The following is a 25,951-nucleotide window of genomic DNA, read 5'->3' on the forward strand; positions in this document are numbered from 1 at the left end:
TCCTGCGCCAATCAGCCTGTAGCCAGGCGACACGTTCGAGGGACAGGCTGAAGAGTGAGTACAGTCGTCGAGGAACACGCCCCCGTGGAGGCGCGAAGACAGTCGGCGTTCCGCACCGACATCCAGTCGTTGCGCGCCGTCGCGGTGCTCGCCGTGGTGGTGAACCACCTCTGGCCGAGCGGTCTCACCGGCGGCTACGTCGGCGTCGACGTGTTCTTCGTCATCTCCGGCTACCTGATCAGCTCGCACCTCGACCGCGAGATCACCTCGACCGGCCGCGTCCGCCTCGGCCGCTTCTACGCCCGCCGCATCCGCCGGCTGTTGCCCGCCGCGTTGCTCGTGCTCGGCGTGAGCGTCGTCGCCGCGTACCTCCTGTTGCCGTACCCGCGCTGGGAGGCGACCGCGGCCGAGTCGGTCGCCGCCGCCCTGTACTGGGAGAACTGGCTCCTCGCGGCGAAGTCGGTCGACTACTCGGCGGCCAACACGGCCGCCAGCCTCGTGCAGCACTACTGGTCGCTGTCGGTGGAGGAGCAGTTCTACCTGGTCTGGCCGTTGCTCCTGGTGGTGTTGTTCAAGGTCCGGCGACGGCGGGCGCAGGTCGTCGGCATCGCGTTGGTCGGCGCGGCGTCGTTGGCGTTCAGCGTCCACTACACGCAGGTCGAGCCGAACCAGGCGTACTTCGTCACCCAGGGCCGCGTGTGGGAGTTCGCGCTGGGCGCGCTCATCGCGCTGACCGGCGTCGAGCTGTCGAAGCGGCTGGCCGGGGCGGCCTCGGCGATCGGGTTCGCCATGATCCTCGCGTCGGCGTTCCACTACGACCACGCAACGCCGTTCCCCGGTTACCTCGCGTTGGTGCCGACCGTCGGCACGGCACTCGTCATCGCGGCGGGGCAGCGCCCCGGGCGGCAGTGGCACGCGGCGGTCACGGCGTCGTCGCCGGTGCAGTTCCTGGGCGGCATCAGCTACTCGCTGTACCTGTGGCACTGGCCGTTGATCATGGTCGCGCCGTTCGTGTTCGCCGACGCGTTGCAGGCGGGCCGGATGACCACGCCACTGCTGCTCGCGGTGCTCGGGGTGTCGCTCGTGGCGGCGTACCTGTCGAAGGTCCTGGTCGAGGACAAGGGCATCGCGGTCCGCCTCGGGACCGGGCGCACGTTCGCCGCGATGGTGGTCGGCCTCCTCGTCGTTTCCGCGGCCGCGGCCGGGTTGAACTGGACGTACGGGCGGCACGTCGCGCAGGCGGAGCGGGAAGCCGAGGAGCACGGCGTCGGGGTGTGCGTCGGCGGCCAGGCCCTGATCCCCACCAACGGCTGCCCGAACCCGTTGGGCCCGGCGGAGGTCGTGCACATGGGGCCCGCCAACGAGTACTTCAAGACGCCGCCCGGCTGTGGCGGTGTCGAGGGCGTGGCCGACGTCTCGGTGTGCGACTACAGCGGTGGGTCGGCGTCGGCGCGGGTCCTCTGGCTCGTCGGCGATTCGCACGCCCAGCAGTGGCAGCCACCGGTGGTCGACCTGGCACGTGAGCGGGGCTGGGTGCTCAAGTACGCCTACCTGGGCGGGTGCCCGTTCGCGGAGGTCGACTTCGTCGGCTACCGAGGCACCGCGACCGACGAGGCCAGGCGCAAGTGCGCCGACTGGTCCGCGCGGATGACCGACGAGATCGCGGAGGACTCGCCGTCGCTGGTGCTGACCTCGTTCTACGCGCGCAAGGAGCTCGTGGACGACGGCAGCGGCCGTTCGCAGACCGAGCAGTACCGGGACGGGCTCGAACCGCGTTGGAAGCGGTGGACCGACGCGGGTGCGCGCGTGGTCGTGCTGGGCGACCCGCCGTTGAACGGCGAGGTGCGCGACCACCAGTGCGTGGCGCTGAACCCCGGTGATCCGGGGGTGTGCGCGGTGGACCGCGTGACGGCGCAGCCCCCGGACCCGTTGTCGGAGGTCGCGCGGACCAGCGACAACGCGATGGTGTCGTTGGCGGACTTCACCGACTACTTCTGCGACGAGCACAAGTGCCACGGGGTGGTCGGCAACATCGCCGTGTACTACGACCCCGACCACCTCAACGCCGCGTTCAGCCGGAGCCTCACGCCGGTGTTGGCCGAGGCGCTCGATCGCGGGTAGTCAGCGGCCGAGTCCACGGCGGGGGCGTGCCGGTGGTGGTGGGGTGTCTTCGGTGGAGAGGCCGGTGTAGGCGGCGAGCCAGCCGGTGGCGCGGTAGTCGCCGCGGCGGGTGAAGACGGCTACCCCGGTTTCGCTCGGGTCGTCGTCGTCCGCCGGTGGGTAGGGGACGGTCGCGGAGGTCGTCGGTGTGGTCCAGGTCCGGCCGCGCCAGGCGATCGCGGTCGCGCCTGTGCCGCCGGTGACGGTGGCGTGGTCTGCGTGCGCGGTCAGGGTGTGGTTGGTGGTGCGTTCGCGCAGCAGCGCGGTGTAGCCGGCGTGGTCCAGGACGCAGCCCGCCGGCGAACGCCCCGGTGGCCAGTCCGGCGCGCGCAGACCCCGTGCGACCGCCGAGCGCCACAGGCCCGGCACCACGTCCCTGAGGTGGGCGCGGGTGGCCATCTCCTCGCACATCCACAGCAGCCTGCCCGCGCCGCGGCCCGGGGCGAGGCTCCGCCAGCGGACGCGGTGGTCGAGGTCGGCGGCCACCACGGCGATCCACGGGTGCACGGTGCCCAGCACGCCCTGCGCGGCCAGCCACGCCAGGAACCTCGGCGCCTGCTCGTACACCGGGTGCAGGGTGGCCAGCGGGATGCCGCCGGCCACCCGCCGTCCGGGCGAGTCGAACAGGTGCGGCGACCGTGCCGCGAGCAGCAGCGCCGCCCACGCCAGGTCGCCCGGCGCGGTGGTCGTCTGCGAGCCGAGGCCCTTGACCGACGTCGTGTTGGTGATCTGCGACGTCTTGCCGCCCGCCTTGATCACCGTGGCCACGGCCGGCCGCACCGGCTCCGGCACCGGGATGCCCGCCAGGTCGCGCACGGCGACCGACAGGACCAGGCTCAGCGCGTTCTCCGCCTCGTCCGGGTCGTGCGGCACGGGCAGCAGGCCGAGCGTGCGGCGCAACCGGTGGCCGGTGTGGGTGGACACCATCATCCGCGCGGTCAGCCGGCCCAGCTCGGTGATGTCGAGCCGGTCGCCGGTCGCCGTCAGGTGGCCCTCGTCCACCAGGAACGCCACGGCCTCCTGCACCGGCTCCAGGTCGTCGTCGCCCTGCGCGTGCGCGAGCGTCTCGACCCACCACGCCTGCGCGTCGTCCGTCGTGCCGATCCGGCCCTGGAGCACCTCGGCCAGCACGTGGTCGGGCAGGGAGTCGCGGATCCGCGAGTAGACCGAGTAGCCGGCCACCAGCCTGGTCTGCCAGTCGGCGCGCTGCGTCTCGTCGACGACCAGGTACGACCAGCCCTCGGTCTCGCCCGCGCCGATGCGCCCGGCCCGGCCGAACATCTGCAGCACGGTGGAGGTGTCGATCGGCTCGCCGCCGATGGAGACGTCGCGCACGATCACCGCCCGTGCGGGCAGGTTCACGCCGGCGGCGACGGTGGACGTGGCGACCAGGACGTCCGCCTCACGTGCGCGGAAGGCACGTTCCGCGGCGTGCTTGTGCTCGTAGTCGGCGTAGTGCAGGCGGACGCCGACCTCCGCGCACGCCTTGGTCAGGCCGTCGACGTCGTCGGGGGCGACGGTGTGCACGGGCGCGCCCCGGTCGGCGGCGATCGCCATCGCGGTGGAGCGGACGTTGCGCTTGGAGCCGCAGAACACCAGCACGCTGCCGCCCTCGGCGGTGTGCCGCCGGGTCAGGTCGAGCACGACCTGTTCGCGCAGGCGGTTGTTCGCGGTGAAGCCGGAGGCCGCCGGGATCGTCGGGAGCTGCCAGGTCACCTTGGACGGCCGCCAGGTCGTGGCCACGAGGTCGGCCTCCAGCCATTCGGCGACCTCGGCGGCGTTGGACACGGTCGCCGAGAGCCCCACGATCCGGACCGGCGAGTCGATGCCGCGGACCCGGGCCAGCAGGGCTTCCAGCAACGCGCCGCGGTTGGGGCTGCCGAGCAGGTGGACCTCGTCCACGACGAGGCAGCCGACCTCGCCGAGCGCGGCCTGCAGGGACGACGCGCGGCAGATCGCCTCGAACTTCTCGGTGGTGGCGACCCAGAGGTCGGCCGCTTTGACGGCCTCGACGTCGACGGCGTACTCGCCGGAGAGGCGTTCGACGCGGAGGCCCTCGTCGCGCCAGGTCTCCAGTTCTCGGTCGAGTTCGTCGGTGAGCGAGCGCTGGGGGACGAGCCAGGCGGCCTTGCGGCCCTCGTGCAGGATCGCCTTCAGCACGGCCAGCATGCCCATCGCGGTCTTGCCCGCGCCGGTCGGTGCGGTGATCAGCAGGTGGGAGTCGCCGTCCACCAGGTGGGGCGCGGCTTGGGCCTGGGCGGGGTTGAGCACGGGGAAGGGCAGGAACCGCGCCCAGTCGGCGGGCACGTGCCGTGCGACGGGAACGGGGTCGGGCACGTCGGCGTCGGTCGGTTCGTGCAGGTCCCACAGCATCTCGAAGGCCAGGCGAGCCGCTCGGGCTCCGTCGCCGACGACCGACTCGCACCGTTCGGGCACGACACCGCCGACATCGGACAGCCAGGCGGTGGCGGCGGTCGCGGACACTTCTTCCTGCTCCAGCCAGTGGCGGATGGCGCGGAACGGCACCCCGGCCGCTTCGAGTCGTTCCTTCACAGGGGTGAATTCGGATGAATCGGGCAAAACGACCCGAGCGTCCACGCCGGCCGGCCCGTCGGTCAGGTCGAACGCCGGGTCGACCGTCTTGCACCACCAGACGGGCCGCGACTCCAACGCCGCCAACGCCGGCGGCAACACGGGCACCGCCGCCGAACGGGCCGCCGGCGCAACCTCCGCCCCGCTGAGGATCGACCGGATCCGAGCCGCCATCGCCACGGTGGACACCCGCCGCCCCACCCGAACCCGCGCCTGACCCGCGCTGTCGGCCGTGCCGTCCGCGCTCGCCGCCGCCCCGTCCGCCGCCTCCACCTCGGCGTCCGCAACCGCCCCGCCCCGCGCACCACCCTCGGCCGCAGGCGACTCGGCCTCCGCCTCTCCGCTTGATCCGCCCGCCCGCCGCGGATCCGCGTCGTCCCGCGCCCGCTCCGCCCGCCGCGACTCCGCCCGCCGTCGCCCGGAACCCGCCGCCCCCGGCCGTCGCGAACCGTCCTCCGGCGACCCTGCACCGGATTCCGGTCGCCGCGAACCCGGCTCCGAGGCTGCGGGGCGAGTCGACGGGTTCCGTGGTGGTCCGTCGGGCTCGGCCGGCGCGCTCCGGGGCCGATCGGCGGCCGGTGGGCGGACGGCCCGCGAGTTGCGGGCCAGGGCTTCGAGCTGGGCGTCCTCCGCGAGGCGGCGCGAGACGGCGGCCGGGCGCAGGTCGCCGAGCACCGAGCGTTGCGCGAGCTTCAACTCCCGCAGCGTGAACGACGCGGGGCACGCGGGGCACACGACGGCGGCCTGGAGCTGCTGCCTGCCGCGATCCGGGTGGGCGCGGTAGAGGCCGTGCAGTTCGCCTTCGCACTTCGGGCACCGCCGGTCGATGGGCAGGGGCGAGAGCTGCCAGCCCGGCTCGGCGTACCGCGCGATCGCGGGCTCCGGGCGGACACCCCACCTGGCCTCCACGACCCCGGCGACCGACGTGTCCACCACCGGCGACCCGTGCTCCACTCGTCGCCTCCCGTCCCCGGCCGCGGTCGTGTCGGCGGCCTCCCGGCACGGCCCGGCGCCCCCCTGGAGCGCCCGGCGTCCCCTGGCGGCCGACACGTGATGCTATGCCGAGCCCGCTCCGAGCGGCTGTCGCGGTGACGGGCGGGGTGGCCGGTCGTCGCTCACGGCCGCGTTGGCCGCAGGGTGGCGAAGGCGCGGTCGAGCAGTGCGGCCCGGTCGGCGGCGCCGCCGGTGCGCAGCCATTCCTGCGAGACGGTGTCCAGGACCGCGGTCGCGGCGTTGGTGAGCAGGTCGGCGGTGAAGGGGTCGAGGTCGGCGCCGGGCCGGTCGCGCAGCGCGTCGCTGACCTGTTGGCGCCACTGCGCCCGCTTCTGGTGGAGGCGGGCGCGCAGCGACGGGGTCGACTCGATCAGGCGGAGGCTCGCCAGCGCCTGCTCGGACGCGCGGATCTGCTGTTGCCACTGGCGCAGCACCTGGTGCAGGGACTGCCACGGGTCCTCGTCGGCGGGCCGGGCGCGGATGTCCTGGACGACCTGTTCGCCGGTGACGTCGATGCCGGCGAAGACGACGTCCTCCTTGGCCGGGAAGTACCGGAAGAAGCTCCGTTTGGTCAGCCCCGCGGACTCGGCGATCTCGCCGACGGTGGTCTCGTCGAACCCGCGTTCGGCGAACAGGCCCAACGCGATCTGCGCGAGTTCGGCCCGTACCGCCCGTCGGGCGCGTTCCCGTAGCCCTGCTGCCATGCACCGGAGTTTACTTCGCGACATCGGGTGGCAAACTTGTCACCGGGTGACATATAGTTGGACCGACCCGCACGAGGGGAGAAGGCAGCGATGACCCTGACCGGCAAGACCGTCGTGGTGACCGGCAGCACCGGCGGGATCGGCAAGGAAACCGCCCGCGGGCTGGCCCGGCTGAACGCCCGGGTGATCCTGGTCGGCCGCGACCGGGGCCGAGCCGACGCGGCCGCCGACGAACTTCGCCGCGACACCGGCAACGGCGACGTCGACGTGCTGACCGCCGACCTGACCCGGCAGCGCGACCTGCGCCGACTCGCCGAGCAGGTCACCACCCGGTGCGACCGCGTGGACGTGCTGATCAACAACGCGGGGGTGACCAAGGAGCGGCGGGAGCTGACCGAAGACGGCATCGAGACCGCCTTCGCCGCCAACGTCCTGGCCCCCTACGCGCTCACCCGACTCCTGCTGCCGGCCCTGACCGCCGCATCCGGCCGAATCGTCAACATCACCGGTGGTGTCCCACGTGGACGGATCGACCTGGACAACCTGCAGGGCGAGAAGTCATACGTCGGGCTGTCGTTCTACAACCAGACCAAGCTGGCGCTGATGGCGATGAGCCACACCTTCGCCGAACGCCTGGCCGGGACCGCCGTGACCCTCAACGTGGCCTACCCCGGCCACGCCTACACCTCGATGAACAAGAGCCTGACCATCGGCGCCTACCCGCCGCCGGCCCGACCGATCGTGCCGCTGCTGCGGCTGGCCATGCCGGTCCTGTACGGACACCGGGCGGTGGTCAAGGCGTCGAGATCCAGCATCTACCTCGCCTCCAGCCCGCAGGCGCAGGGCGTGCACGGGGCCTACTTCACCAGCCGCTGCCGGCGCGCGTCGTGGCCCGACGTGGTCCTCGACCAACGCAACCGGGACGCCATCTGGGCCCTGTGCGAGGAGCTCACGTGACGGCGCGAGGAGCTCACGTGACGGCGCGAGGAGCTCACGTGACGGCGACCTCGCCGGGGCCCTGTGGTGACGGGGCGGGGCTGGTCGGCGCTCGGTCTATCCAACCGATGTACGAGAACACTGTTTCCGTACATTTTCCGGCCATGATCACCCGATCGTGTTCAGGACCGGGATGTGCTGCTCCTCCTCCGTCAGCGAGCCGTGGTGCCCGATGAAGGTAGTGAGTCCCGGCTCCACTGTCGAACGCACCACCGCCAGAGACCCCTTCGCCGCCACCACCAGGTCGCCGATCCGCGGCAGCACGTGGTCCTCCACCCGAGGCCCGAACCACCCCGCCGCCACGGCCTCCGCGCGCGTCGCGATCCACGCGCGATCACCCAACCGCTCGGCCCACCGCGCCCGCACCGCCTCCGCCTTGGACGTGTAGACGTGCCGCACCCGGGCCTCGCCGCCGAGCACCCGCACACCGTCCCGCAGCACGTCGTCGGTGTCGAAGTCGACCCGGTCGTCCGCCGCCACCATCCCGTGGTCCGCCGTCACGACCAACGCCCCGCCGGCCGGCAACCCGTCGGCCACCGCCGCCGCCAACCGGTCGACGAACCGCAACTGCCACCGCCACGCCTGGCTGCCCGGCCCGTACACGTGCCCGAGCGCGTCCAGGTCGGCGTGGTAGGCGTAGCAGAGCACCCGGTCGTCCGACCGCATCGCCTCCGCCACCCGCGCCACCAGGTCGCCGAACCCCAGCACGCCCTGGAACCGCCCACCCCGCAGCACGGCCCGCGTCAGCCCGCTGCCCTTCTGCTCGCGCGGCAGCACGAGCCGCACCGCCACCCCGGCCTCGGCCGCCGCCTCGAACGCCGTCCGCCGCGGCTGCACCTCCTCCGGCACGAGCACGTCCCGCAAGTCGACGTGCGGGGTCGCCCCGTACCGCGACCACCGCAGCGCGTTGAGCACCTCGCCACCGTCGGCGAACGAGTACCCGACCAGCCCGTGCTCACCGGTCGGCACCCCGGTGCCCAACGCGGCCAGGCTGGTCGCCGTGGTCGACGGGAACCCGGCCGTGATCGGCGGACCCGCCAACGACGACAGGAACGGCGCGTCCGCCTCGTGCTCCCGCAACAACCGCCACCCGAGACCGTCCACGAGCAGCACGCACACCCGGGACGGGCCGGAGATGCCGAGCACGTCCACCATCCCCGGCACACCGAGCCCGGCCAGCAACGACGGCACGACGTCGGCCAGCGATCCGCCCCCGTACCGGGGCACGAGCGGGTCCATGGCAGGCGACCTTAGCCCTGCGGGCACGATGGGCCCATGACCACCGAACGCGTCGGCCCACCCCTGCGCGCCGGCGAACGCGAGACCCTGCGCGCGTTCCTCGACTACCACCGCGCCACCCTGGCCATGAAGTGCGACGGCCTGTCCACCGAGGACCTGCGCCGCCGCTCCATGCCGCCGTCCACGCTCACCCTGCTCGGCCTGGTCCGGCACCTGGCCGAGGTCGAGCGGACCTGGTTCCGGCGCGTGATCGACCACGAGGACGTCCCGCTGGTGTGGTCGCCCGACGGCGACTTCCAGGTGGCCTACGACGCCTCGACCGCGACCAGGTCCGAGGCGTTCGAGGCCTGGCAGGCCGAGGTCGAGCACGCCCGCCGCATCGAGCGGGAGGCCGAGTCGCTCGACGTCACGGGCCACCACGAGCGCTGGGGCGAGGACGTGTCGCTGCGCCTGGTCATGCTCCACGTGATCCACGAGTACGCCCGGCACAACGGCCACGCCGACTTCCTGCGCGAGGGCATCGACGGCACGGTCGGCGCGTAACGGCACCACTGCGCAGGTCAAGATGCGGTTGGGCGGCTGATCAGGCCCACCAGTTCCACCGAGCACGCCGCCACCGCGCCGACGACCACGCCCACGAACAGCCGCTGCGGCGTCACGTGCAGCAGGAACACGTCCGTCGCCAGCACCGGCACGGTGAGGATCACCGCCGCCGCCGTCGTCAAGCCCGCCAGCAGTGCCACCTTCCACCCCGTCAACGGCCGCGCCAGCAGCGACAACGTCCACAACGACGCCACCAGCACCACGACCGTCGCCACCGTCTGACCGGCCACCCGGCCACCGCCCGGGTCGAGCGAGCGGATCGCGAGGTCGCCGCCGAACGCCGCCAGCCCGATCACCACACCGATCGGCACGGCCAGCCGCAGCACGCGCCCCAGGAACCCTGGCACGTAACGACGCCGGTTCGGGGCGAGGGCGAGCACGAAGCCCGGGACGCCGATCGTCAACGTCGAGATCATGGTGAGCTGGATCGGGGCCAACGGGTAGGCGAGCCCGCTCGCCAGCACGACCAGCGCCAGCACCAGCGAGTACACGTTCTTTACCAGGAACAGGTTCGCCGCGCGCTCGATGTTGGCGATCACCCGCCGACCCTCCGCGACCACGTCCGGCAGGTGCGCGAACCGGCTGTCCAGCAGCACGAGCTGCGCCACCGCCCTGGTCGCGGCGGCCCCGTTGCCCATCGCCACGCCGATGTCGGCGTCCTTCAACGCCATCGCGTCGTTGACCCCGTCACCGGTCATCGCGACCACGTGCCCGCGCCGCTGCAACGCGCCCACGACCGCCCGCTTCTGCTGCGGCGTGACCCTCCCGTACACGGCGGAGGTCTCCAGCACGTCGGCGAGCGCGTCGGGGTCGTCGGGCAACGTGCGCGCGTCCACCGCCTCGCCCGCGTCGGAGATGCCGGGCACGCCGACCGACACCGCGACCGCGCCGACCGTGCGCGGGTTGTCGCCGGAGATCACCCGCAGCGTGACGCCCTGCTCGGCGAAGTACCGGACCGCGTCGGCGGCGTCGTCGCGGATCCGCTCGGCGAGCACGACGAGCGCCCGTCCGTCGAGGTCGGCGGGCAGCGCCGAGTCCCGGGCGGGGGAGTGGGCGGAGGCGAGCACCAGCACGCGCCTGCCCTGCGCGGCGATGCCGGCGGCGCGTTCGGACAACCGACCGCCTCCGGGGAACACCACTTCCGGCGCGCCGAGCACCCACGTGCCGTGCCCGTCGGTGTCCACGGAGGACCACTTCCGGGCCGACGAGAACGGCACGCCGCCCGTGCGCCGCCAGGTGGTGGAGGAGAACGCGTCGGCCAACGCGGCGGAGGTCGCGTTCGCGTCGGGAGCCGTCGCCAGCAACGCCAGCGCCTCCGGCACGTCGTCCTGCGGGCCGTCCGCGATCAGCCGGTCGAAGACGATGTCGCCGTGCGTGAGCGTGCCGGTCTTGTCCAGGCAGACGACGTCGACCCGGGCCAGCACCTCCACGGCGGGCAGCTCCTGCACCAGCGTCCGCTTCCGCGCGAGGGACACCGCGGCCACCATGAACGCCAGGCTGGTCAGCAGCACCAGGCCTTCGGGGACCATGCCGACCAGCGCCGCGACCGCGCCGGTCATCGCCTCCTGCCAGTCGTCGGTGTCCGGGCTGCGCAGCTGGCCCCACAGCAGCAGCGGGCCGACCACCAGCATCATCAGCGAGATCCACCGCAGCAGCTTGTTCGTGCCCGCGACCAGCTCCGACCGCACCACCGTGAACCGGCGCGCGTCGGCGGTGAGGCGGGTCGCGTAGGCGTCCGCGCCGACCGCCGTGGCCTGGAACCGGCCCGATCCGGCGACCACGACCGACCCGGAGCGCACCTCGTCGCCCACGGCCTTGTGCACCGGGTCGGACTCGCCGGTGAGCAGCGACTCGTCCACCTCCAGGCCGTCGGCGTCGGTGACCACGCCGTCGGCCACGACCTGGTCCCCGGTGCGGAGGACGATCAGGTCGTCGGCCACCACCTCCTCGACCCCGATCTCGGACGTCACACCGTCGCGCGTCACCCGGGCGTGTGGCGCGTTGAGCACGGCGAGGCGGTCGAGGGTGCGCTTGGCCCGCAGCTCCTGGACCACGCCGATCGCCGTGTTGGCCACCACGACGAGCCCGAACAGGCCGTTCTGCCAACGCCCGGTGGTCAGGACGACCAGGAACAACGCGGTCAGCAGCCCGTTGAACGGCGTGATCACGTTCGCCCGCGCGATCTGCCCGGCACCGCGGCTGGTGCGGGACGCGACGGCGTTGGTCCGCCCGTCCGCGACCCGCTCCGCGACCTCCGCCGAGGTCAACCCCGCCTGCCGAGTGCCGGCGACCTCGGACATCCCCACCTCCGGGCCCCATCGTCACCCGAGGCCTTCGTTCCCGCCCGTCCACGCCCCGCGCCGAGTTTCGGACCCCCGTGATCAGAGCTAGCGTCGGAGGATGCCGTCGACCGAGCGGACCGCGGACGACTTGGACCTGCTGGACGCCTACTGGCGTGCGGCCAACTACCTGTCCGTCGGGCAGATCTACCTGCTCGACAACCCGCTGCTGCGCGAACCCCTGCGCCCCGAGCACGTCAAGCCCCGCCTGCTCGGCCACTGGGGCACGACACCCGGCCTCAACCTCCTCTACGCGCACATGAACCGCGCCATCCGGCAACGCGACCTGAACGCCCTCTACGTCGCCGGGCCCGGCCACGGCGGCCCGGGGCTCGTCGCCAACGCCTACCTGGAGGGCACCTACAGCGAGGTCTACTCGGGCGTCGGGGAGGACCTCGACGGCCTGCGCGCGTTGTTCCGCCAGTTCTCCTTCCCCGGCGGCATCCCCAGCCACGTCGCACCGGAGACCCCCGGCTCGATCCACGAAGGCGGCGAGCTCGGGTACGCCCTGCTGCACGCCTACGGCGCGGTGTTCGACAACCCCGACCTGCTGGCGCTGTGCGTGGTCGGCGACGGCGAGGCGGAGACCGGGCCCTTGGCCGCGAGCTGGCACTCGAACAAGTTCCTCGACCCCGCCCGGGACGGCGTCGTGCTGCCCGTGCTGCACCTCAACGGCTACAAGATCGCCAACCCGACAGTGCTGGCGCGCATCCCGGACGACGAACTGGCCTCCCTGCTGCGCGGCTACGGCCACACGCCGCACTTCGTCGTCGGCGACGAGCCCAAGGCCGTGCACGAGCAGCTCGCGTCCACATTGGACACCGTGTTGGACGACATCGCCGAGATGAAGCAGTCGCGACGGCGCCCGCCGTGGCCGATGATCGTGCTGCGCACCCCGAAGGGCTGGACCGGACCGCGCGAAGTGGACGGGCAGCGGGTCGAGGGCACGTTCCACGCCCACCAGGTCCCGCTCGCCGCCACCCGCACCGACGACGGGCACCGCGCGCAACTGGAGGAGTGGCTGCGCGGCTACCGGCCCGAGGAGCTGTTCGACGACGACGGCAGGCTCGTGCCCGAACTGCGCGCCCTCGCGCCCACCGGCGACCGGCGGATGAGCGCCAACCCGCACACCAACGGCGGTCGGTTGCTGCGCGACCTGCGGATGCCCGACTTCCGCGACCACGCGGTGACCGTCGAACGGCCCGCCGTCGGGAGCAGCGAGGCGACCAGGGTCCTCGGCGGGTTCCTGCGCGACGTGGTGCGCCTCAACCCGGACAACTTCCTCGTCATGGGCCCGGACGAGGTCGCGTCCAACCGGCTGTCGGCCCTGTTCGAGGTGACCGGCCGCAAGTGGCGGGCGGACACCGTGCCCGGCGACGACCACCTCGCGCCGGACGGCCGGGTGCTGGAGGTGCTCTCGGAGCACCTGTGCCAGGGCTGGCTGGAGGGCTACCTGCTCACCGGCAGGCACGGCCTGTTCACCAGCTACGAGGCGTTCATCCACATCGTCGACTCGATGCTCAACCAGCACGCCAAGTGGCTCAAGACGACGCGGGCGATCCCGTGGCGCGCGCCGCTGGCGTCGTTGAACTACCTGCTCTCGTCGCACGTCTGGCGGCAGGACCACAACGGGTTCAGCCACCAGGACCCCGGTTTCCTCGACCACGTGGTGAACAAGAAGGCCGAGATCGTCCGCGTCTACCTGCCGCCCGACACCAACACGCTGCTGTCGGTCGCGGACCACTGCCTGCGCAGCAGGCACTACGTGAACGTGATCGTGGCGGGCAAGCAACCGGCGCTGACGTACCTGGACATGCCGGACGCGGTCGCGCACTGCGCGCGTGGCCTCGGCATCTGGGACTGGGCGGGCACCACCGAGGGCGAGCCGGACGTGGTGCTGGCGTGCGCGGGCGACATCCCGACGCTGGAGACCCTGGCCGCCGCGAAGCTGCTGCGCGAGCACCTGCCCGACCTGAAGGTGCGCGTGGTCAACGTGGTGGACCTCATGCGCCTGCAACCGGACACCGAGCACCCGCACGGCCTGCCGGACCGCGACTTCGACGCGCTGTTCACCGAGGACAAGCCGGTGATCTTCGCGTTCCACGGCTACCCGTGGCTCATCCACCGCCTCACCTACCGGCGCACGAACCACGCCAACCTGCACGTGCGCGGCTACAAGGAGGAAGGCACCACGACCACGCCGTTCGACATGGTGATGCTCAACGACCTGGACCGGTTCCACCTGGTCATGGACGTGATCGACCGGGTGCCGTCGCTGGGCGGCGCGGCGGCGTCGCTGCGGCAGCGGATGGCGGACGCCCGGCTCGCCGCCCGGCAGCACACCCGCGAGCACGGCGAGGACGACCCGGCGATCGCCGACTGGACGTGGGGCTGACGTGCGGGTCCTGGTGGTCAACGCGGGCTCGTCCAGCCTGAAGCTGCGCCTGCTCGCGGCCGACGACGAGGTGGAGCGCACCGCCGACGTCGAGCCGGACCCGGAGCGGCTCGCCGACGTGCTGGAGGACTGGCCCGCACCGGACGCCGTCGGGCACCGCGTGGTGCACGGCGGCACGCGGTTCACCGATCCCGTCGTGCTGGACGACCTGGTGCGGCAGGCGTTGGTCGACCTGACCTCGCTCGCGCCGCTGCACCAGCCGAAGTCGTTGGCGGGCCTGGACGCGGTGCACCGGCTGCTGCCGGAGGTGCCGGCGGTCGCGTGCTTCGACACCGCGTTCCACACCACGATCCCCGCGGCGGCGGCCACGTACGCCGTGCCCCGGGAGTGGCGGGACCGGTACGCGATCCGCCGCTACGGCTTCCACGGCCTGTCCCACGCACACTGCGCGCGCCGGGTGGCCGAACTCGTGCCGCACGGCCGGCGGCTCGTCAGCTGCCACCTGGGCGCGGGCGCGTCGCTGGCGGCGATCGCCGACGGCCGCTGCTTCGACACCACCATGGGCTTCACCCCGTTGGAGGGCCTGGTGATGGCGACCAGGTCGGGCACGGTCGACCCCGGTCTGGTGCTGTGGCTGGAGGAGCACGAGGAGCTGACCCCGCACGAGGTCGCGACCGCGTTGGAGGAGCAGTCCGGGCTCACCGCGCTGGCCGGCACCGGCGACCTGCGCGAGATCGACGCGGCGGCGGCCGGCGGCGACCCGGACGCCGTGCTGGCGCTGGACGTCTACACCCACCGGCTGGTCGGCGGCATCGCCTCGATGGCCGCGGCGCTCGGCGGTCTGGACGTCCTCGCGTTCACCGGCGGTGTCGGCGAGAACTCGGCCGCGGTGCGCCGCCGTGCCGCCGAGCGGTTGGCGTTCCTCGGGGTGGCGGTCGACCCGGAGCGCAACGAGCGCGCCGACGGCGACACCGACATCACCGGGCCGGACGCGAGGGCCCGGACCCTCGTCGTGACCGCGCGGGAAGACCTGGAGATCGCGCACGGCACCCGAAGCGCGCTCAGCCGCTGACCGCCGTGGAGTCGGACGCCACGATGCGCCGTACCTCGGCGGTGATCTCGGTGTCCAGCTGCTCGAAGGTCAGGCCCGGGGGATACCCGAACAGGTCGTAGGCGTCGTCCAGTTCCGCCAGGCGCTCCGCCGAGGGCAGCGTCTCGTGACCGAAGCTCGAGTGCGCCCACTCGGCGAGAGCGCGGGGTGCGAGGACCCCCGACAGGACGCGCGACGCCATCGCCTTCAGCACGGCTTCGCCGGCCGCCGCCGAGCCTTTCGGGTGGTGCTCGAGGCCCACGTCCGCCAACGCCGCTTCGAGCAGTCGTGGCACGTCCTCGCCGGCGTGGTGGATCGACACGGCCGCGAGCGTGCACAGCGCAGGGCCGTCCAGTCCCGCGACCAGCAGGTCGCACGCCGCGCGGACGACGTCGGCGGCGCTGCCCTGGTCGACGTTCCAGAGTGCGACCGCGTCGCGCATGGTGGACAGGTCGATCCCCGGTGCCATGGACACAGGGTGGGGTGTCCGGTCCGGGATGTCAGGCGGATTACCCGGCGGCTCCCCGGTGCTCAGGCGACGGTGTCGATCGCGGCCAGTCGTGAGCGGACCTCCAGGACCTCGGCGGTGCGGTGCTGCGAGTGGTACAGCTCCAGCGCCTGCGACCAGGCCTCGCGGGCCTGGTCGTGCTGCCCCAACGCGGAATGCGCCTGCGCCAGCAGGTCCAGCGTGCTCGCCTCCTCGCCGCGGTCGTTCAGGCTGCGCAGCACGGCGATCGCCTCGCGGAAGTGGTCGACCGCCCGCGCGTGGTCGCCGGTGCGGTGGGCGATGTGGCCCAGGCTGCTCAACGTGTACGCCTCGCCGTCGGCGTAGCCGACCCGCCGGTGCAGCGCCAACGCCGCCGTGCAGTACTCCGCCGCACGGGCCAGGTCGCCGAGCACCGCGTGGTACCAGCCGACCGAGTTGAGCATGTTCGCCTCACGGGTCCGGTCGTCCAGCCCCCGGTAGAGCTCCAACGCCTCGTAGGCGTGCGTCAGCCCGCGTTCGCTGTCGCCCTGCTGGTCCCACGCGGCGGCGAACGCCTCGTGCGTGCGCGCCTGGCCCGCGACGTCGCCCGCCCGGTGGAACTCCTCCAGCGCCCGGTGCAGGTTCGCCAGCCCGTCGCGGTGCTCGCCGACGTCCAGCAGCGCCACGCCGAGCCGCCGGTGCGCGCGGGCCTGGTCGCCCGGGTCGTCCAGCTGCTCGACGGCGGCGACGGCGGTGCGCCACGTGACGAGGTTGTCCCGGCGGTGCCGCTGCCGGTAGTGGAACGTGTGCATCACCCAGCCGAGCCGCCACGTCGTCGGGTGCCTGCCCTCCCGCGCGGCCAGCTGCTGCGCCTCCATCAGGTTGGCGTGCTCGACCTCGAACCACGTCACCGCGCGGGCCAGGTCCGGCAGCGGGTGCGGCGCCACGCCGGCTACCGGGCGCCCGATCACGATCGGCGGCCGGTGCGGGTCGAGCAGGCGTTCCCCGGAGTACGCGGTGTGCAGGTAGAAGTCGAGCAGCCGGGTCGACGCCTCGTCGCGCACCGGCCCGGCCAGGTCGCGCGCCGCCTGCTCCGCCGCGTACAGCCGCACCAGGTCGTGCATCCGGTACCGGCCCGGCGTGTGCTCCTGCACCAGGCTCTCCGCCTCCAGGTCGCGCAGCCGCACCCGGGCCTCGGCGGTGGACGTGCCGATCAGCGCCGCGGCCGCCGGCAGCCCGATGTCCGGCCCCGGTGCGAGGCCGAGCAGCCCGAACGCGGTCGCCGTCCGCTCCGCCAACGCCCGGTAGGACCAGGAGAACACGGCCCGCAGGTTGGCCTCGGCGTCGTCGATGTTGAGCGCGTCCAACCGGCCCGCGTGGTCGCGCAGCTCGTCGGCCAGGGCGGACAGCGAGAACTCGGGGTGGCTGGTCGCGCGGGCCGCCACGATGCCCAGCGCCAGCGGCAGGCCGGCGCAGAACGCGATCAGGTCGTCCACCGCGCGGGGGTCGGCGGCCAGCCGGTCCGCGCCGAGGTGCCGGGCGAGCAGGTTGTGCGCCTCGTGGACCGGCAGCACGTCCAGGTCGACGTGGCGGGCGCCGTGCGCGGTGACCAGGCGGGTCAGCCGGCGGCGGCTGGTGATCAGCACCGTGCACGTCGGGCTGCCCGGCAGCAGCGGCACCACCTGCGCCGTGTCCCGGGCGTTGTCGAGCACCACGAGCATCCGCCGACCGGCGATCACGCTGCGGTACAGGCCGGCCTGCGCCTGCGGGTCGGTGGGGATGGTCGCGGGCGCGACGCCCATGGCCTCCAGGAAGCCGCGCACGGCCGCCTCCGGTGGCACCGGCGAGCCGGTGGGGTCGAAGCCGCGCAGGTCGACGTGCAGCTGACCGTCCGGGAACAGGTGCAGGTTGCGGTGCGCCCAGTGCAGCGCCAACCAGGTCTTGCCGATGCCCCCGGCGCCGCTGATCGCCGAGATCACCACGGCGGCGGGCTGTGCCGCGAGCGCGGCCGTGACGTGCGCCAACTCCCGTTCCCGCCCGGCGAACCTGGCCGGGGGAGCGGGCAGCTGCCGCGCCACCGGCTCGTCGTGGGCGCCTGCGGTCTCCGACGTCGCCATCGCCCACAGCCGGTGCAGCTCGACCAGTTCGGCCTTGGTCGCGCCGCAGGCCCGCGCGATCCTGGCCACCACCTCGAAGTGCTCCGGCACGGCGAGGCCCTGGCAGAAGCGGTGCAACCCGGAGCTGCTCAGCCCGGTGCGCTCGCCCAACGTCCGGTAGCTGCGCCCGCTGCGCCGCTTCAGCTCGGCGAGAGCGCGCGCGAACGCGCCCACGTGCCCCGATAACGACATTCCCCGCCCCCTCGATCACCCAGCGTCCCACAGGCCGTCCCGCCGGTCCACGTCTTTGCAGGTCAACGGATCCGCGGTGTCCCAGCGTCCCGTTCCACTCGCGCCGCCGCCCGCCGCTCCGCCATCGTCGTCGACGACGGACCGGCCGACCCGGTGCTCCAGGGGGACGCGGGGTCGCCGCTCGTCGCCGACACCCTGCGGCGGGTGTCGGAAGGGGGGCGTCCGGCCGCGTCGACGAACGCGACGCGGTCGGACGGGTGAGCCACGCGGCCCGACACCCGCTGGGGTCACGGCCCCACGTGCACGTACGGGGCCCAGATGGCGGGCAGCGTGTCCCAGCCCTTGGCCCGGAGGTCCCGCACGGCCTCGTGCAGCGCGAACGCGGCGCGGTCGGGCGCGGCCGACGCGCCGAGGTGCTCGTAGAAACCGCGGGCGACCTCGCCGGCGGTGGCGTCGTGGATCGGCCACAGGGTCGCCACCACGTGCCGGTACCCGGCCAGGTTGAGCCCAGCGCCCAGGTGCAGCGACTCGTCGGGCAGGTCGCCGCCGCTCGCGGTGTCGCACGCCGACAGGTAGGCCAGCTCCGCGCCCAGTCGCAGCCGCGACACGTCGGCGACCGTCAGCCGCTCGTCGTGCAGCAGGAGGCCCGAGGCGGACGGCCGGGCGGAGTCCACGATGCCGTGGCAGGCGAAGTGCACGTGGCCGTGCCGGGGCAGGTCGGCGAGCACCCGGTCGCGCACCGCGTCGGCGGAGCGGCGCACGGTGCACCGACCGCGGGACAGCTCGGTGAGCGCGGCGACCTCCGGCTCGACGTCCAGCGGCACGGCGCCCTCCACCTCGGGGACCGCGACGACGAGCACCCCGTCGCCCCGGGTCGCTTTCGCCTCGCGCGCCAGGGAAAGCGCCCGGACCGTCGGCGTGTACGACGACACCGTGAGGTCGGGTACGGACGCCGGGCCGCCGGGGATGCCCGCGGCGTGCACCGGCAGCCGGGTCAGGGCGCCGGTCGGGCACCACCACAGCCGGGGCGCCGGGCCGACGTGCGCGAGCACCGGCTCGGCCACCACCCGCCACAGCCACGCCCGCACGTCGTCCAGCACCGCGTTGTGCGCGATGACACCGGCGAGGTCGTGCGCGGCGTGCGCCGCCGCGGCCAGTTCGTCCGCGCGCTCGGCGGTGTCCTGCGCGGTCAGGCCCGGCAGCGGCACCACGTCGACCCCCTCGGGCGTCATGACGAGGGCGTCGCAGCGCACCGTGCTCACGTTGACGACCACGATCGGCCCCTCGGCCGCGGCCCCGAGCAGTTCGGCGCACGGGCGGGGCCGCAGGAAGTCCGCCAGTCCCGGCAGCCCGCGGACCTCGGCCACGGTCTCGTCCCACTGCCGGGCCAGCGCCATGCGACGGTCGAGGGTGGCGGGCGTGGGATCGACGTCGCCCTTCGCCGCGGGCTCCTCCAGGCCGTCGCGCAACTCCTCCAGCCGCTGTGCGAGGTCCGGCCGCACACCTCGCAGCGCGAGGAAGTCCGTGCGCAGGTCCAGCAGTTGCGACCAGAGCACGGACCGGCCCTGCTCCAGCAGTTCGACGGCGCGTTCCGGCCGACCGGCCGCCAGCGCGGTCGCGGCGGCGTCGGAGGCGACGCCCACCAGGTCGAGCAGGTGCCGTTCCTGGTCCTGGCGGTGCAGGCCGTGCCACGCGAGCACCGGGAACAACGCCACGGCCTGCTCGTAGCCCGCCAGCGACGACGCGACGTCGTGCTCGGCGACCGACACGGCCCACAACCGCGCCGCCTGCACCCGCACGATCGCGGGCGACGTGCCCGAGGCCGCCGCCGACAGCGCTTCGACGGCCTCCGCGAGGTCGGCCGGGTCGTGCCCGGCCCGGTGGCGGCGGAGCAGCACGAGACCGAGGTTGTACAGGTGCGTCGCGTGCCTCGTGTCGCCCGCCGTCGTGCGCTCGGCGCACTCCCGCAGCAGGGCGACGGCCTCGTCCAGGTCCGCCGCCTCGCCGGTGACCAGGAAGCGGTCGGCGAGCGAGCCGCCGAGGTTCGACAGGTACCGCACCCGCCGCGGGTTGCCCGGCACGACGAGCGCCAGCGCCTCGCGCTCCACCTCGATGGCGCGGTCGAGGTCGGCCGGGTCGTGGCGGGCGTGGTAGCGCGCCGCGGAGGCCTTCGCGAGGTTCGTCAGGGACGAGACGCGGGTGGGCGACCCCGCGTCCACCGCGGTCGACTCGATGCCCGCGCGCACGGCCTCGTCCAGGTGTCCGAGGTCGCCGGTGACGTGGTAGAGGTGCTCCAACGCGTTGGACAGGTTCGTCAGGTACTCGCCCCGGTGCGAGTCCGTCGTCGCGACCGCCGCCAGCGCGCCGCGATGGGCCTCGACGGCCTCCACGACGTCGGCCACGGCGCCCGTCCGCTCGTGCCGGCGGATCAACGCGCTGCCGAGCTGGTTCAGCGTCGCCGGGTTCCGGCCGGACGTGACCGCGACGCCGCGCCGCAGCACCGCCACCGCCTCGTCCAGGTCGCCGGGGGCGCCGCCGAAGTCGTAGGCGGTGATCAGCGCGCTGCCGACCGCCCCGAGCTGGGTGGCCGCCATCCCCACGGGCGCCTCGGCGCCGGTGATCTCGCGGGCGATGGCCGACGCCCGCGCGGCGGACTCCGGGTCACCGTCCCGGTCGTACCGGTCGAGGTGCGCCTGCACGAGGTTCGCCAGGTACATCAAGCGCTCGGGGTGCCGGTCCGGCATGAGGGCGGCGGCCGCGGTGAACAGCTCGATCGCTTCGTCCAGGTCCTCGTCGCCACCGAACCGCCGCGCCCGCTCGACGAGCGCGGCGGCCAGGCTGTTGAGGTGGTCGGCGTAGCCGAACTGCTCCGGCGGGAACGCCTCCATCGCCGACCGGTGGCGGCGGATCGCCTCGTCGAGGGTCGTGCGGTCGCTCGTCTCGCCGAACGACTTGCGGTAGGCGTTGCCGAGCATCGACCGCGCCCTCGCGCGCACGCTCGCGTCCTCGGTGTCCACCGCGGTCAGCAGCAGCTCGATGGCCTCGGCCAGCGCGCCGGCCGTGCCGGAGTCGTGCGCCGAGATGAGCACGCTCGCCAAATTCGTCACGCAGAAGTCGGTCAACATCCGCTCGCCGCGCGCCGGACCGAGGGCGGCACGCCCCGCCGCGACGCCGTCCGCGATGTCACGCGGGTCTTCGAGCCGTTCGAACCGGCCCAGGTGGGCGAGGCACAACTTGGTGCGCGCCAAGGCGAGCAGCGGTCCTTCGGCCAAGTCCGCGGCGCGTCGCAGCACCTCGATCGCCTCGTCGAAGTCGGCGGTCGCGGCGCCGTTGCCGCCGCGGAAGGTGAGCGCGCCGCCCAGTTCGCTCAGCGCGTGGAAGTGCAGCGGCTGACCGGGCTCCGTGGCCTCGACCCCGAGGCGGTACAGGGCGATCATGGTGTCCGGCTCCTCCAGCCGCACGTGCTCGCCCAAGTCGACGAGCAGGTCGGCGGCCAGGTCGGTGGTGAGCACTCGGATCTCGTCGCCCGGATCGAGTTCGCGCAACGTCCGCGCCATCTCCTCGATCAGCCGGCGGGCGGTCTCGGGGCCGGGACTGTTCCCGTACCGCACGACCCGCAGGTTGACCAGGTTCATCAGCGCCACCGGCCGGTAGCGCCACTCGGGCCGCGCCGCCGCGAGGGACGCGGTGAGCACCCGTTCGGCTTCGGCGTGGTCCGGGTTGTCGGGCGCGTCCGACTGACCTCGCCGGGTCAGGAACGCCCCGAGTTGGCACAGCACCGCGCCGTGGAACTCCTGGTCCGCGGGCAACCGCGCGGCGGCCGCCGTCATCGCCGCCACCGCGCGATCGAGGTCGAGCCGGTCCTCGGTCGCGTCGAACCGCCGGAAGAAGGCGCCGCCCAGGCTGTAGAGGAAGTGCGGGTCGAACTCGTCGCCGCTGGTGTCGTCGCCGTCCAGCAGGTCGAGCGCGGCCACCAGGTGGTCCGGCACCGCGTCGGGGTGTTCCGGCCGCAAGGCGAGGAACCGGTCCAGGTAGGCGGACACGACGTCGGGGCCCGGATCGCCGGCGAAGTACCGGCACCAGCACAACCACGCCACGGCCGCGAGCGCGTCCGGGTCTCCCACGTCCCCGAGCGCGCCGGCTTCCTCGATCGCCTCGGGCGCGAGGACCGGGTCCGCGTCCCCGTGATCGAGGAAGGCGTCGACCCTCCGGAACAGCGACTCGACCAGTTGCCCGACGTCCACACCGACCTCCCTGAATGGGGGTCGCACGCCGCTGACCGCTCGTTACTCCCGGTATCGTCCCGGTGCATGACCGGTCAGCCCTGGCTCTACCGAGTCCTCGTCGACCCCGGCGCCACCCGATCGGACGCGCCGTGCCTGGACCTGCCGCCCGGGACGGAGCCGGCGGACGCCGCCCGCGCCGCCGCGACCGTCTTCGCCGCGGACGCCGCGGTGCCGGCGCTGGTGCTGCGCGTCGAGGACGGCGAGGTCGGCGTGACCACCCGGGAACACCTGGACCGGCTGGGGCGATCGGCCGTGCGCGGGCTGGGCGAGGGCGACGGCGCGACCCTGCCCGGCGAGTCGACGCGGTACGCGCTGCTGCGCTTCGCCTGCGGCACGTGCGAGAGCACGGCCTACCGCGTGCACGTCGGCATGTCCGGCGCGCCGGGGTGCCCGAACGGCCACGGTCCGATGGAGGCCGCGCCGTGACGCTCGCCGGACTGGCCAAACCGGCGGGCGAGGGGTTCTCGCCGCGCTTCGTGGTCGTGAGCTACCTGCCTTCGCTCGCGGCGGCGGTGTTCCTGCTCCTGCTGGTCTGGGCGGGCGCGCCCGGTCCGCTGACGTTCTCGCGCGCCTGGAAGACCGCCGCCGGGCTCGGCGCGGGCGAGGTCGTCGTTCTCGCGGTGGCGCTGACGCTGCTCGCGGTGGCGCTGATGCCGTTGCAGCTGTCGATGGTGCGGCTGCTGGAGGGGTACTGGCCGCGGCTCCTCACGCCGGTGGATTTCCTGCTGCGGGTGGTGCAGCGGTGGCGGCGCGGCAGGCTCGTGAAGAAGACCGAGCTGCCCGGCGACGCCGAACCGACGCCGGCTCAGGTCCTCGCCGCCGGCCTGGCGGGCACGCGGCTCGAACGGCGCTACCCCGACGAGGAGCACGTGCGCGCCACGACGCTCGGCAACGTGCTGGCCGCCGCCGAACAGCGGGCGGGCGCGAACTACGGCTGGGACGCGGTCGTCGCGTGGCCGCGCCTGTACCCCGTGCTGACCGACCAGGTGCGGGCCGTGGTGGACGCCCGGCGCGACAGCCTCGACAGCACCGCGCGGCTCGCGTTGACCGGCGTGATCACCGCGGTCGCCTCCGCCGGCCTGCTGGCCCGCAGCGGGTGGTGGTGGCTGCTGGCGCTGGCCCCGTTGGGCGTCGGGTGGCTCGCCTACGCCGGCGCGGTGCGCGCCGCGGTCGCGTACGGCGAGGCGATCACCGTGGCGTTCGACCTGGGTCGGTTCGCCCTGCTGACCGCCCTGCACCTGCCGCTGCCCCGGACCAGGGCCGACGAGCGGCGCCTGGCCGAGGGACTGTGCCTGCAGTGGCGGCAGGGCGTCCAGCTGCCGGACGAGTACGACCACGGCGACGACCCGCCTAGCGCGGCGTGATGCCGTTCAGGACGGTGGCGACCAGCGCGTCGACCTGGTCCGCCGGCACGTCCACCGGCTCGGTCAGGCCCCGGTAGAGGCGGGGGAGGACCAGTTCGTGGCACGCGCCGACGACGAGCGTGGCCACGGCGTGGAGGTCGGTGCCCGGGGCGATCCGGCCGCGGTCCCGTTCGGTGCGCAGGTAGTCGGCCAGGGCGGCGTGCAGGCCGCGTCCATCGGCCATCGGGTTGGGCAGGGCGTCGAACCGGGCGAACACCTCGGGGTGGCCGATCAGCCCGGCGAACGCGGGCAGGAACGCCGCGTGCACGGCCAGCGCGTGCGTCACGAAGGCGTGCAGGTTCTCCGCCAGCGTGCCGTCGGTGGCCGGCCGGCCGACGCGCCGCTCCACCTCGCGGACGTGCTCGTGCAGGGCCAGCGCGAGCAGCTCCTCCTTGTCCGCGAAGTGGTTGTAGAGCACGCCGACCGCGACGTCGGCCGCGCGGGCGATGTCGCGGACCGTGAGCCCGGCGGTGCCGCGTTCGGCGATGAGGCGCGTGGCCGCGGCGATCAGGTGGTCGCGCAGGCTCACGTCGCCGTCACGCAGTGCTGCTGCTCGTCGCGGTGCCATCGGGGTGCATCGTAGGCGGTAGGTGGAGGTCGAAGCCGTGGGCCGCGACCTCGGTCAGGAACGGCACCGGGTCGACGACCTGGTCCACGTGCCACACGCCGGGCGGAAGGGCGGGCAGCCGGTCGACGAGCAGCGCCGCGACCACACCGGTGGCCCGGCTCTGCCGCCTCCCGCTGAACGCGCACGTCACCCCGCCCGCCGACACCGCCACCGCGAACCCGTCACCGCCGACGTGCGCCTTCGCCAGTGGCCCCAGCCGGTGCGCGAACCGCGCGGCGGCGGGCAGCAGCGCGGTCACCAGCCGGGAGTCCAGGCACAACCCCGTGCGCACCCGGTCCACGCCGAGCGTGTCCGGCAACGTGCGCTGGTCGGAGAACGGGAACCCGTGCACGGTCCGCGTGCCGTAGGGCGCGGGGAACTCCACCCGCCAGGACGGGCCCAGGTCGGCGAGCCCGTCGAGCGTCCACGCGACCGCCGCCGCGCCGTGCCGCTCGCCGCCGCCCAGCAGCACGCCGATCTCGACGTCCCGAGCGCCGGTCAGCTCCACGCAGTGCCGGGCCAGCAGGTTCGTGACGCCGGGCGCGAGGCCGACGCTGAGCAACGCGGTCGCGTCACCCTCCAGCGCCCCGATCGCGGCGACGGCGCCGTGCGACGCCGTCACGTCCAGGTAGTGCACACCGCGGTCCAGGCAGGCACGGGCGATCCGGGCGTTGTCGACCTCCGCGCACATCAGCACGGCGTCGGCGCCGTCCAGCACGCCGGTCACGTCGCCTCGGAGGTCCACGCGCACCGCAGTGGCGCCCGGGACCGTCGCCGGCGGGTTGCGCCCGGCCACCACCACGTCGTGCGACGAGGACAGCACGGCCGCCGCCTCCCGGCCCACCGCGCCGTACCCGCCGAAGACCACCACCCGGGCCACGGTCACGCCCTCGCGGTGACGAGCCGGGCCGTGCCGCGCAGCCGCACCGCGTCACCGTCGGCGTGCGGTCGCAGCGCCTCGGCGACGGAATCGCGGATGCGGTCCACAGTGGACGGTGAGGCGTCGCGCAGGGCGAACCGCACCGGGCCCCAGCCCATGATGAACTCCGTCGCGTCGGCGACGTCGCGGCCCCACACCTGCTCCGCCTCCACCGCCTCGGCCGTCACGTCGGTGAAGCCCGCGCCGGTGAGCACCCGGTCGACCACGGCCGGGTCGGACAGCGACAGCGGTCCGGTCTCGGTGGACGTGGACATCGGCGAGCCGCCGAACGCCGCGAACACCTCGGCCAGGTCGCCGAGGTCGCGCATCGACAGGAACGCCAGCCGCCCGCCGGGCCGCAGCGCGCCGCGGATGTTGGCGAACGCGGCGACCGGGTCGGCGAAGAACATGACCCCGAACCGGCTGACCGCCACGTCGAACGCGTGCGGCGGGAACGGGAAGACCTGCGCGTCGCCCTGCTCGAACGTCAGGTTCGGCACGCCCGTGGCCGTCATTCGCGCGCGGGCCAGCATCGGTCCGGACAGGTCGACGCCGGTGACGTGGGCGACGTGGGGCGCGATCAGCCAACTGATCCGGCCGTTGCCGCAGCCGATGTCGAGCACCCGGTCGTCGGGCGAGAGGCGGGCCGCGGCGATCAGCAGGTCGTTGAAACCGGCGTTCACGGCGTCGTAGCGGTCGTGGTTCTCGGCCCAGTGCTCGCCTTCGTACCCGTTCCACGCCTCGGCCTGGTGGGTGTTGACGATCTTCGGCATGGTGCCTCCCTGGTTGTGAACGTCTGTTCATGAACAAC

At 73.8% G+C, this 25,951-nt stretch carries 17 protein-coding genes; 7 read left to right on the top strand and 10 right to left on the bottom strand.

Annotated features, from left to right (window positions below; translation table 11 throughout):
- Window positions 1–84: 84 nt before the first annotated feature.
- On the top strand, window positions 85–2,121 hold the full coding sequence (locus tag ACZ7GX_RS05600) for an acyltransferase family protein (protein WP_498773203.1): 2,037 nt from the start codon (window positions 85–87) through the stop codon (window positions 2,119–2,121).
- On the opposite strand, the gene ACZ7GX_RS05605 is transcribed toward ACZ7GX_RS05600, so the two are convergent.
- Window positions 2,122–5,706 carry a DEAD/DEAH box helicase gene (locus tag ACZ7GX_RS05605; protein ID WP_498773205.1) on the bottom strand — a complete coding sequence of 1,195 codons (3,585 nt, stop codon included), beginning with the start codon at window positions 5,704–5,706 and terminating at the stop codon, window positions 2,122–2,124.
- Window positions 5,707–5,867: 161 nt separating this feature from the next.
- Window positions 5,868–6,449 (bottom strand): TetR family transcriptional regulator, encoded by a 582-nt coding sequence (locus tag ACZ7GX_RS05610; protein ID WP_498773206.1) that lies wholly within the window; start codon window positions 6,447–6,449, stop codon window positions 5,868–5,870.
- A 90-nt stretch (window positions 6,450–6,539) separates the two neighbouring features.
- Between ACZ7GX_RS05610 and ACZ7GX_RS05615 the strand changes: the two genes are divergently transcribed.
- A complete protein-coding gene (locus ACZ7GX_RS05615; protein WP_498773208.1) occupies window positions 6,540–7,406 on the top strand; it encodes an SDR family NAD(P)-dependent oxidoreductase in 867 nt (288 codons plus the stop codon).
- Window positions 7,407–7,553: 147 nt separating this feature from the next.
- Here ACZ7GX_RS05615 and ACZ7GX_RS05620 read toward each other — a convergent pair whose 3' ends face one another.
- Window positions 7,554–8,684 (bottom strand): alkaline phosphatase family protein, encoded by a 1,131-nt coding sequence (locus ACZ7GX_RS05620; RefSeq protein ID WP_498773210.1) that lies wholly within the window; start codon window positions 8,682–8,684, stop codon window positions 7,554–7,556.
- A gap of 36 nt (window positions 8,685–8,720) precedes the next feature.
- On the opposite strand from ACZ7GX_RS05620, the gene ACZ7GX_RS05625 reads away from it, so the two are divergent.
- A complete protein-coding gene (locus ACZ7GX_RS05625) occupies window positions 8,721–9,227 on the top strand; it encodes a DinB family protein (protein ID WP_498773212.1) in 507 nt (168 codons plus the stop codon).
- Between the two features lie 17 nt (window positions 9,228–9,244).
- Here ACZ7GX_RS05625 and ACZ7GX_RS05630 read toward each other — a convergent pair whose 3' ends face one another.
- Complete coding sequence (locus tag ACZ7GX_RS05630) at window positions 9,245–11,587, bottom strand: HAD-IC family P-type ATPase (RefSeq protein ID WP_498773214.1); 2,343 nt, start codon at window positions 11,585–11,587, stop codon at window positions 9,245–9,247.
- 100 nt (window positions 11,588–11,687) lie between these two features.
- Between ACZ7GX_RS05630 and ACZ7GX_RS05635 the strand changes: the two genes are divergently transcribed.
- The gene (locus tag ACZ7GX_RS05635; RefSeq protein ID WP_498773216.1) at window positions 11,688–14,021 is read left to right on the top strand and encodes a phosphoketolase family protein; all 2,334 of its coding nucleotides are present in this window, start codon (window positions 11,688–11,690) and stop codon (window positions 14,019–14,021) included.
- Between the two features lies 1 nt (window position 14,022).
- The gene (locus ACZ7GX_RS05640; RefSeq protein ID WP_498773218.1) at window positions 14,023–15,093 is read left to right on the top strand and encodes an acetate/propionate family kinase; all 1,071 of its coding nucleotides are present in this window, start codon (window positions 14,023–14,025) and stop codon (window positions 15,091–15,093) included.
- Here ACZ7GX_RS05640 and ACZ7GX_RS05645 read toward each other — a convergent pair.
- From ACZ7GX_RS05645 to ACZ7GX_RS05655, 3 genes are all read right to left on the bottom strand, one after another.
- Window positions 15,083–15,580 carry a hypothetical protein gene (locus ACZ7GX_RS05645; protein WP_498773220.1) on the bottom strand — a complete coding sequence of 166 codons (498 nt, stop codon included), beginning with the start codon at window positions 15,578–15,580 and terminating at the stop codon, window positions 15,083–15,085. The two genes, ACZ7GX_RS05640 and ACZ7GX_RS05645, sit on opposite strands and share 11 nt — an antisense overlap.
- A gap of 62 nt (window positions 15,581–15,642) precedes the next feature.
- Complete coding sequence (locus ACZ7GX_RS05650) at window positions 15,643–17,925, bottom strand: ATP-binding protein (protein ID WP_498773222.1); 2,283 nt, start codon at window positions 17,923–17,925, stop codon at window positions 15,643–15,645.
- 287 nt (window positions 17,926–18,212) lie between these two features.
- Window positions 18,213–22,169 (bottom strand): CHAT domain-containing protein, encoded by a 3,957-nt coding sequence (locus ACZ7GX_RS05655; RefSeq protein WP_498773224.1) that lies wholly within the window; start codon window positions 22,167–22,169, stop codon window positions 18,213–18,215.
- Between the two features lie 66 nt (window positions 22,170–22,235).
- Between ACZ7GX_RS05655 and ACZ7GX_RS05660 the strand changes: the two genes are divergently transcribed.
- Both ACZ7GX_RS05660 and ACZ7GX_RS05665 read left to right on the top strand, forming a co-directional pair.
- The gene (locus ACZ7GX_RS05660) at window positions 22,236–22,637 is read left to right on the top strand and encodes a hypothetical protein (RefSeq protein WP_498773226.1); all 402 of its coding nucleotides are present in this window, start codon (window positions 22,236–22,238) and stop codon (window positions 22,635–22,637) included.
- Window positions 22,634–23,575: a hypothetical protein gene (locus ACZ7GX_RS05665; protein WP_498773227.1), complete on the top strand. Its 942-nt coding sequence runs from the start codon at window positions 22,634–22,636 to the stop codon at window positions 23,573–23,575. Before ACZ7GX_RS05660 ends, ACZ7GX_RS05665 begins: the two co-directional genes overlap by 4 nt.
- On the opposite strand, the gene ACZ7GX_RS05670 is transcribed toward ACZ7GX_RS05665, so the two are convergent.
- Genes ACZ7GX_RS05670 through ACZ7GX_RS05680 form a run of 3 tightly spaced genes read right to left on the bottom strand, consistent with a single transcriptional unit; the run spans window position 23,562 to window position 25,913 of the window.
- Window positions 23,562–24,182 (bottom strand): TetR/AcrR family transcriptional regulator, encoded by a 621-nt coding sequence (locus tag ACZ7GX_RS05670; RefSeq protein WP_498773229.1) that lies wholly within the window; start codon window positions 24,180–24,182, stop codon window positions 23,562–23,564. The genes ACZ7GX_RS05665 and ACZ7GX_RS05670 overlap by 14 nt on opposite strands.
- Window positions 24,151–25,107 (bottom strand): saccharopine dehydrogenase family protein, encoded by a 957-nt coding sequence (locus ACZ7GX_RS05675; protein ID WP_498773231.1) that lies wholly within the window; start codon window positions 25,105–25,107, stop codon window positions 24,151–24,153. Before ACZ7GX_RS05675 ends, ACZ7GX_RS05670 begins: the two co-directional genes overlap by 32 nt.
- Window positions 25,104–25,913: a class I SAM-dependent methyltransferase gene (locus ACZ7GX_RS05680; RefSeq protein ID WP_498773233.1), complete on the bottom strand. Its 810-nt coding sequence runs from the start codon at window positions 25,911–25,913 to the stop codon at window positions 25,104–25,106. The genes ACZ7GX_RS05675 and ACZ7GX_RS05680 overlap by 4 nt, the downstream gene beginning before the upstream one ends.
- Window positions 25,914–25,951: the final 38 nt, after the last annotated feature.

It is taken from the genome of Actinosynnema sp. NPDC037264 (genome assembly GCF_055603705.1).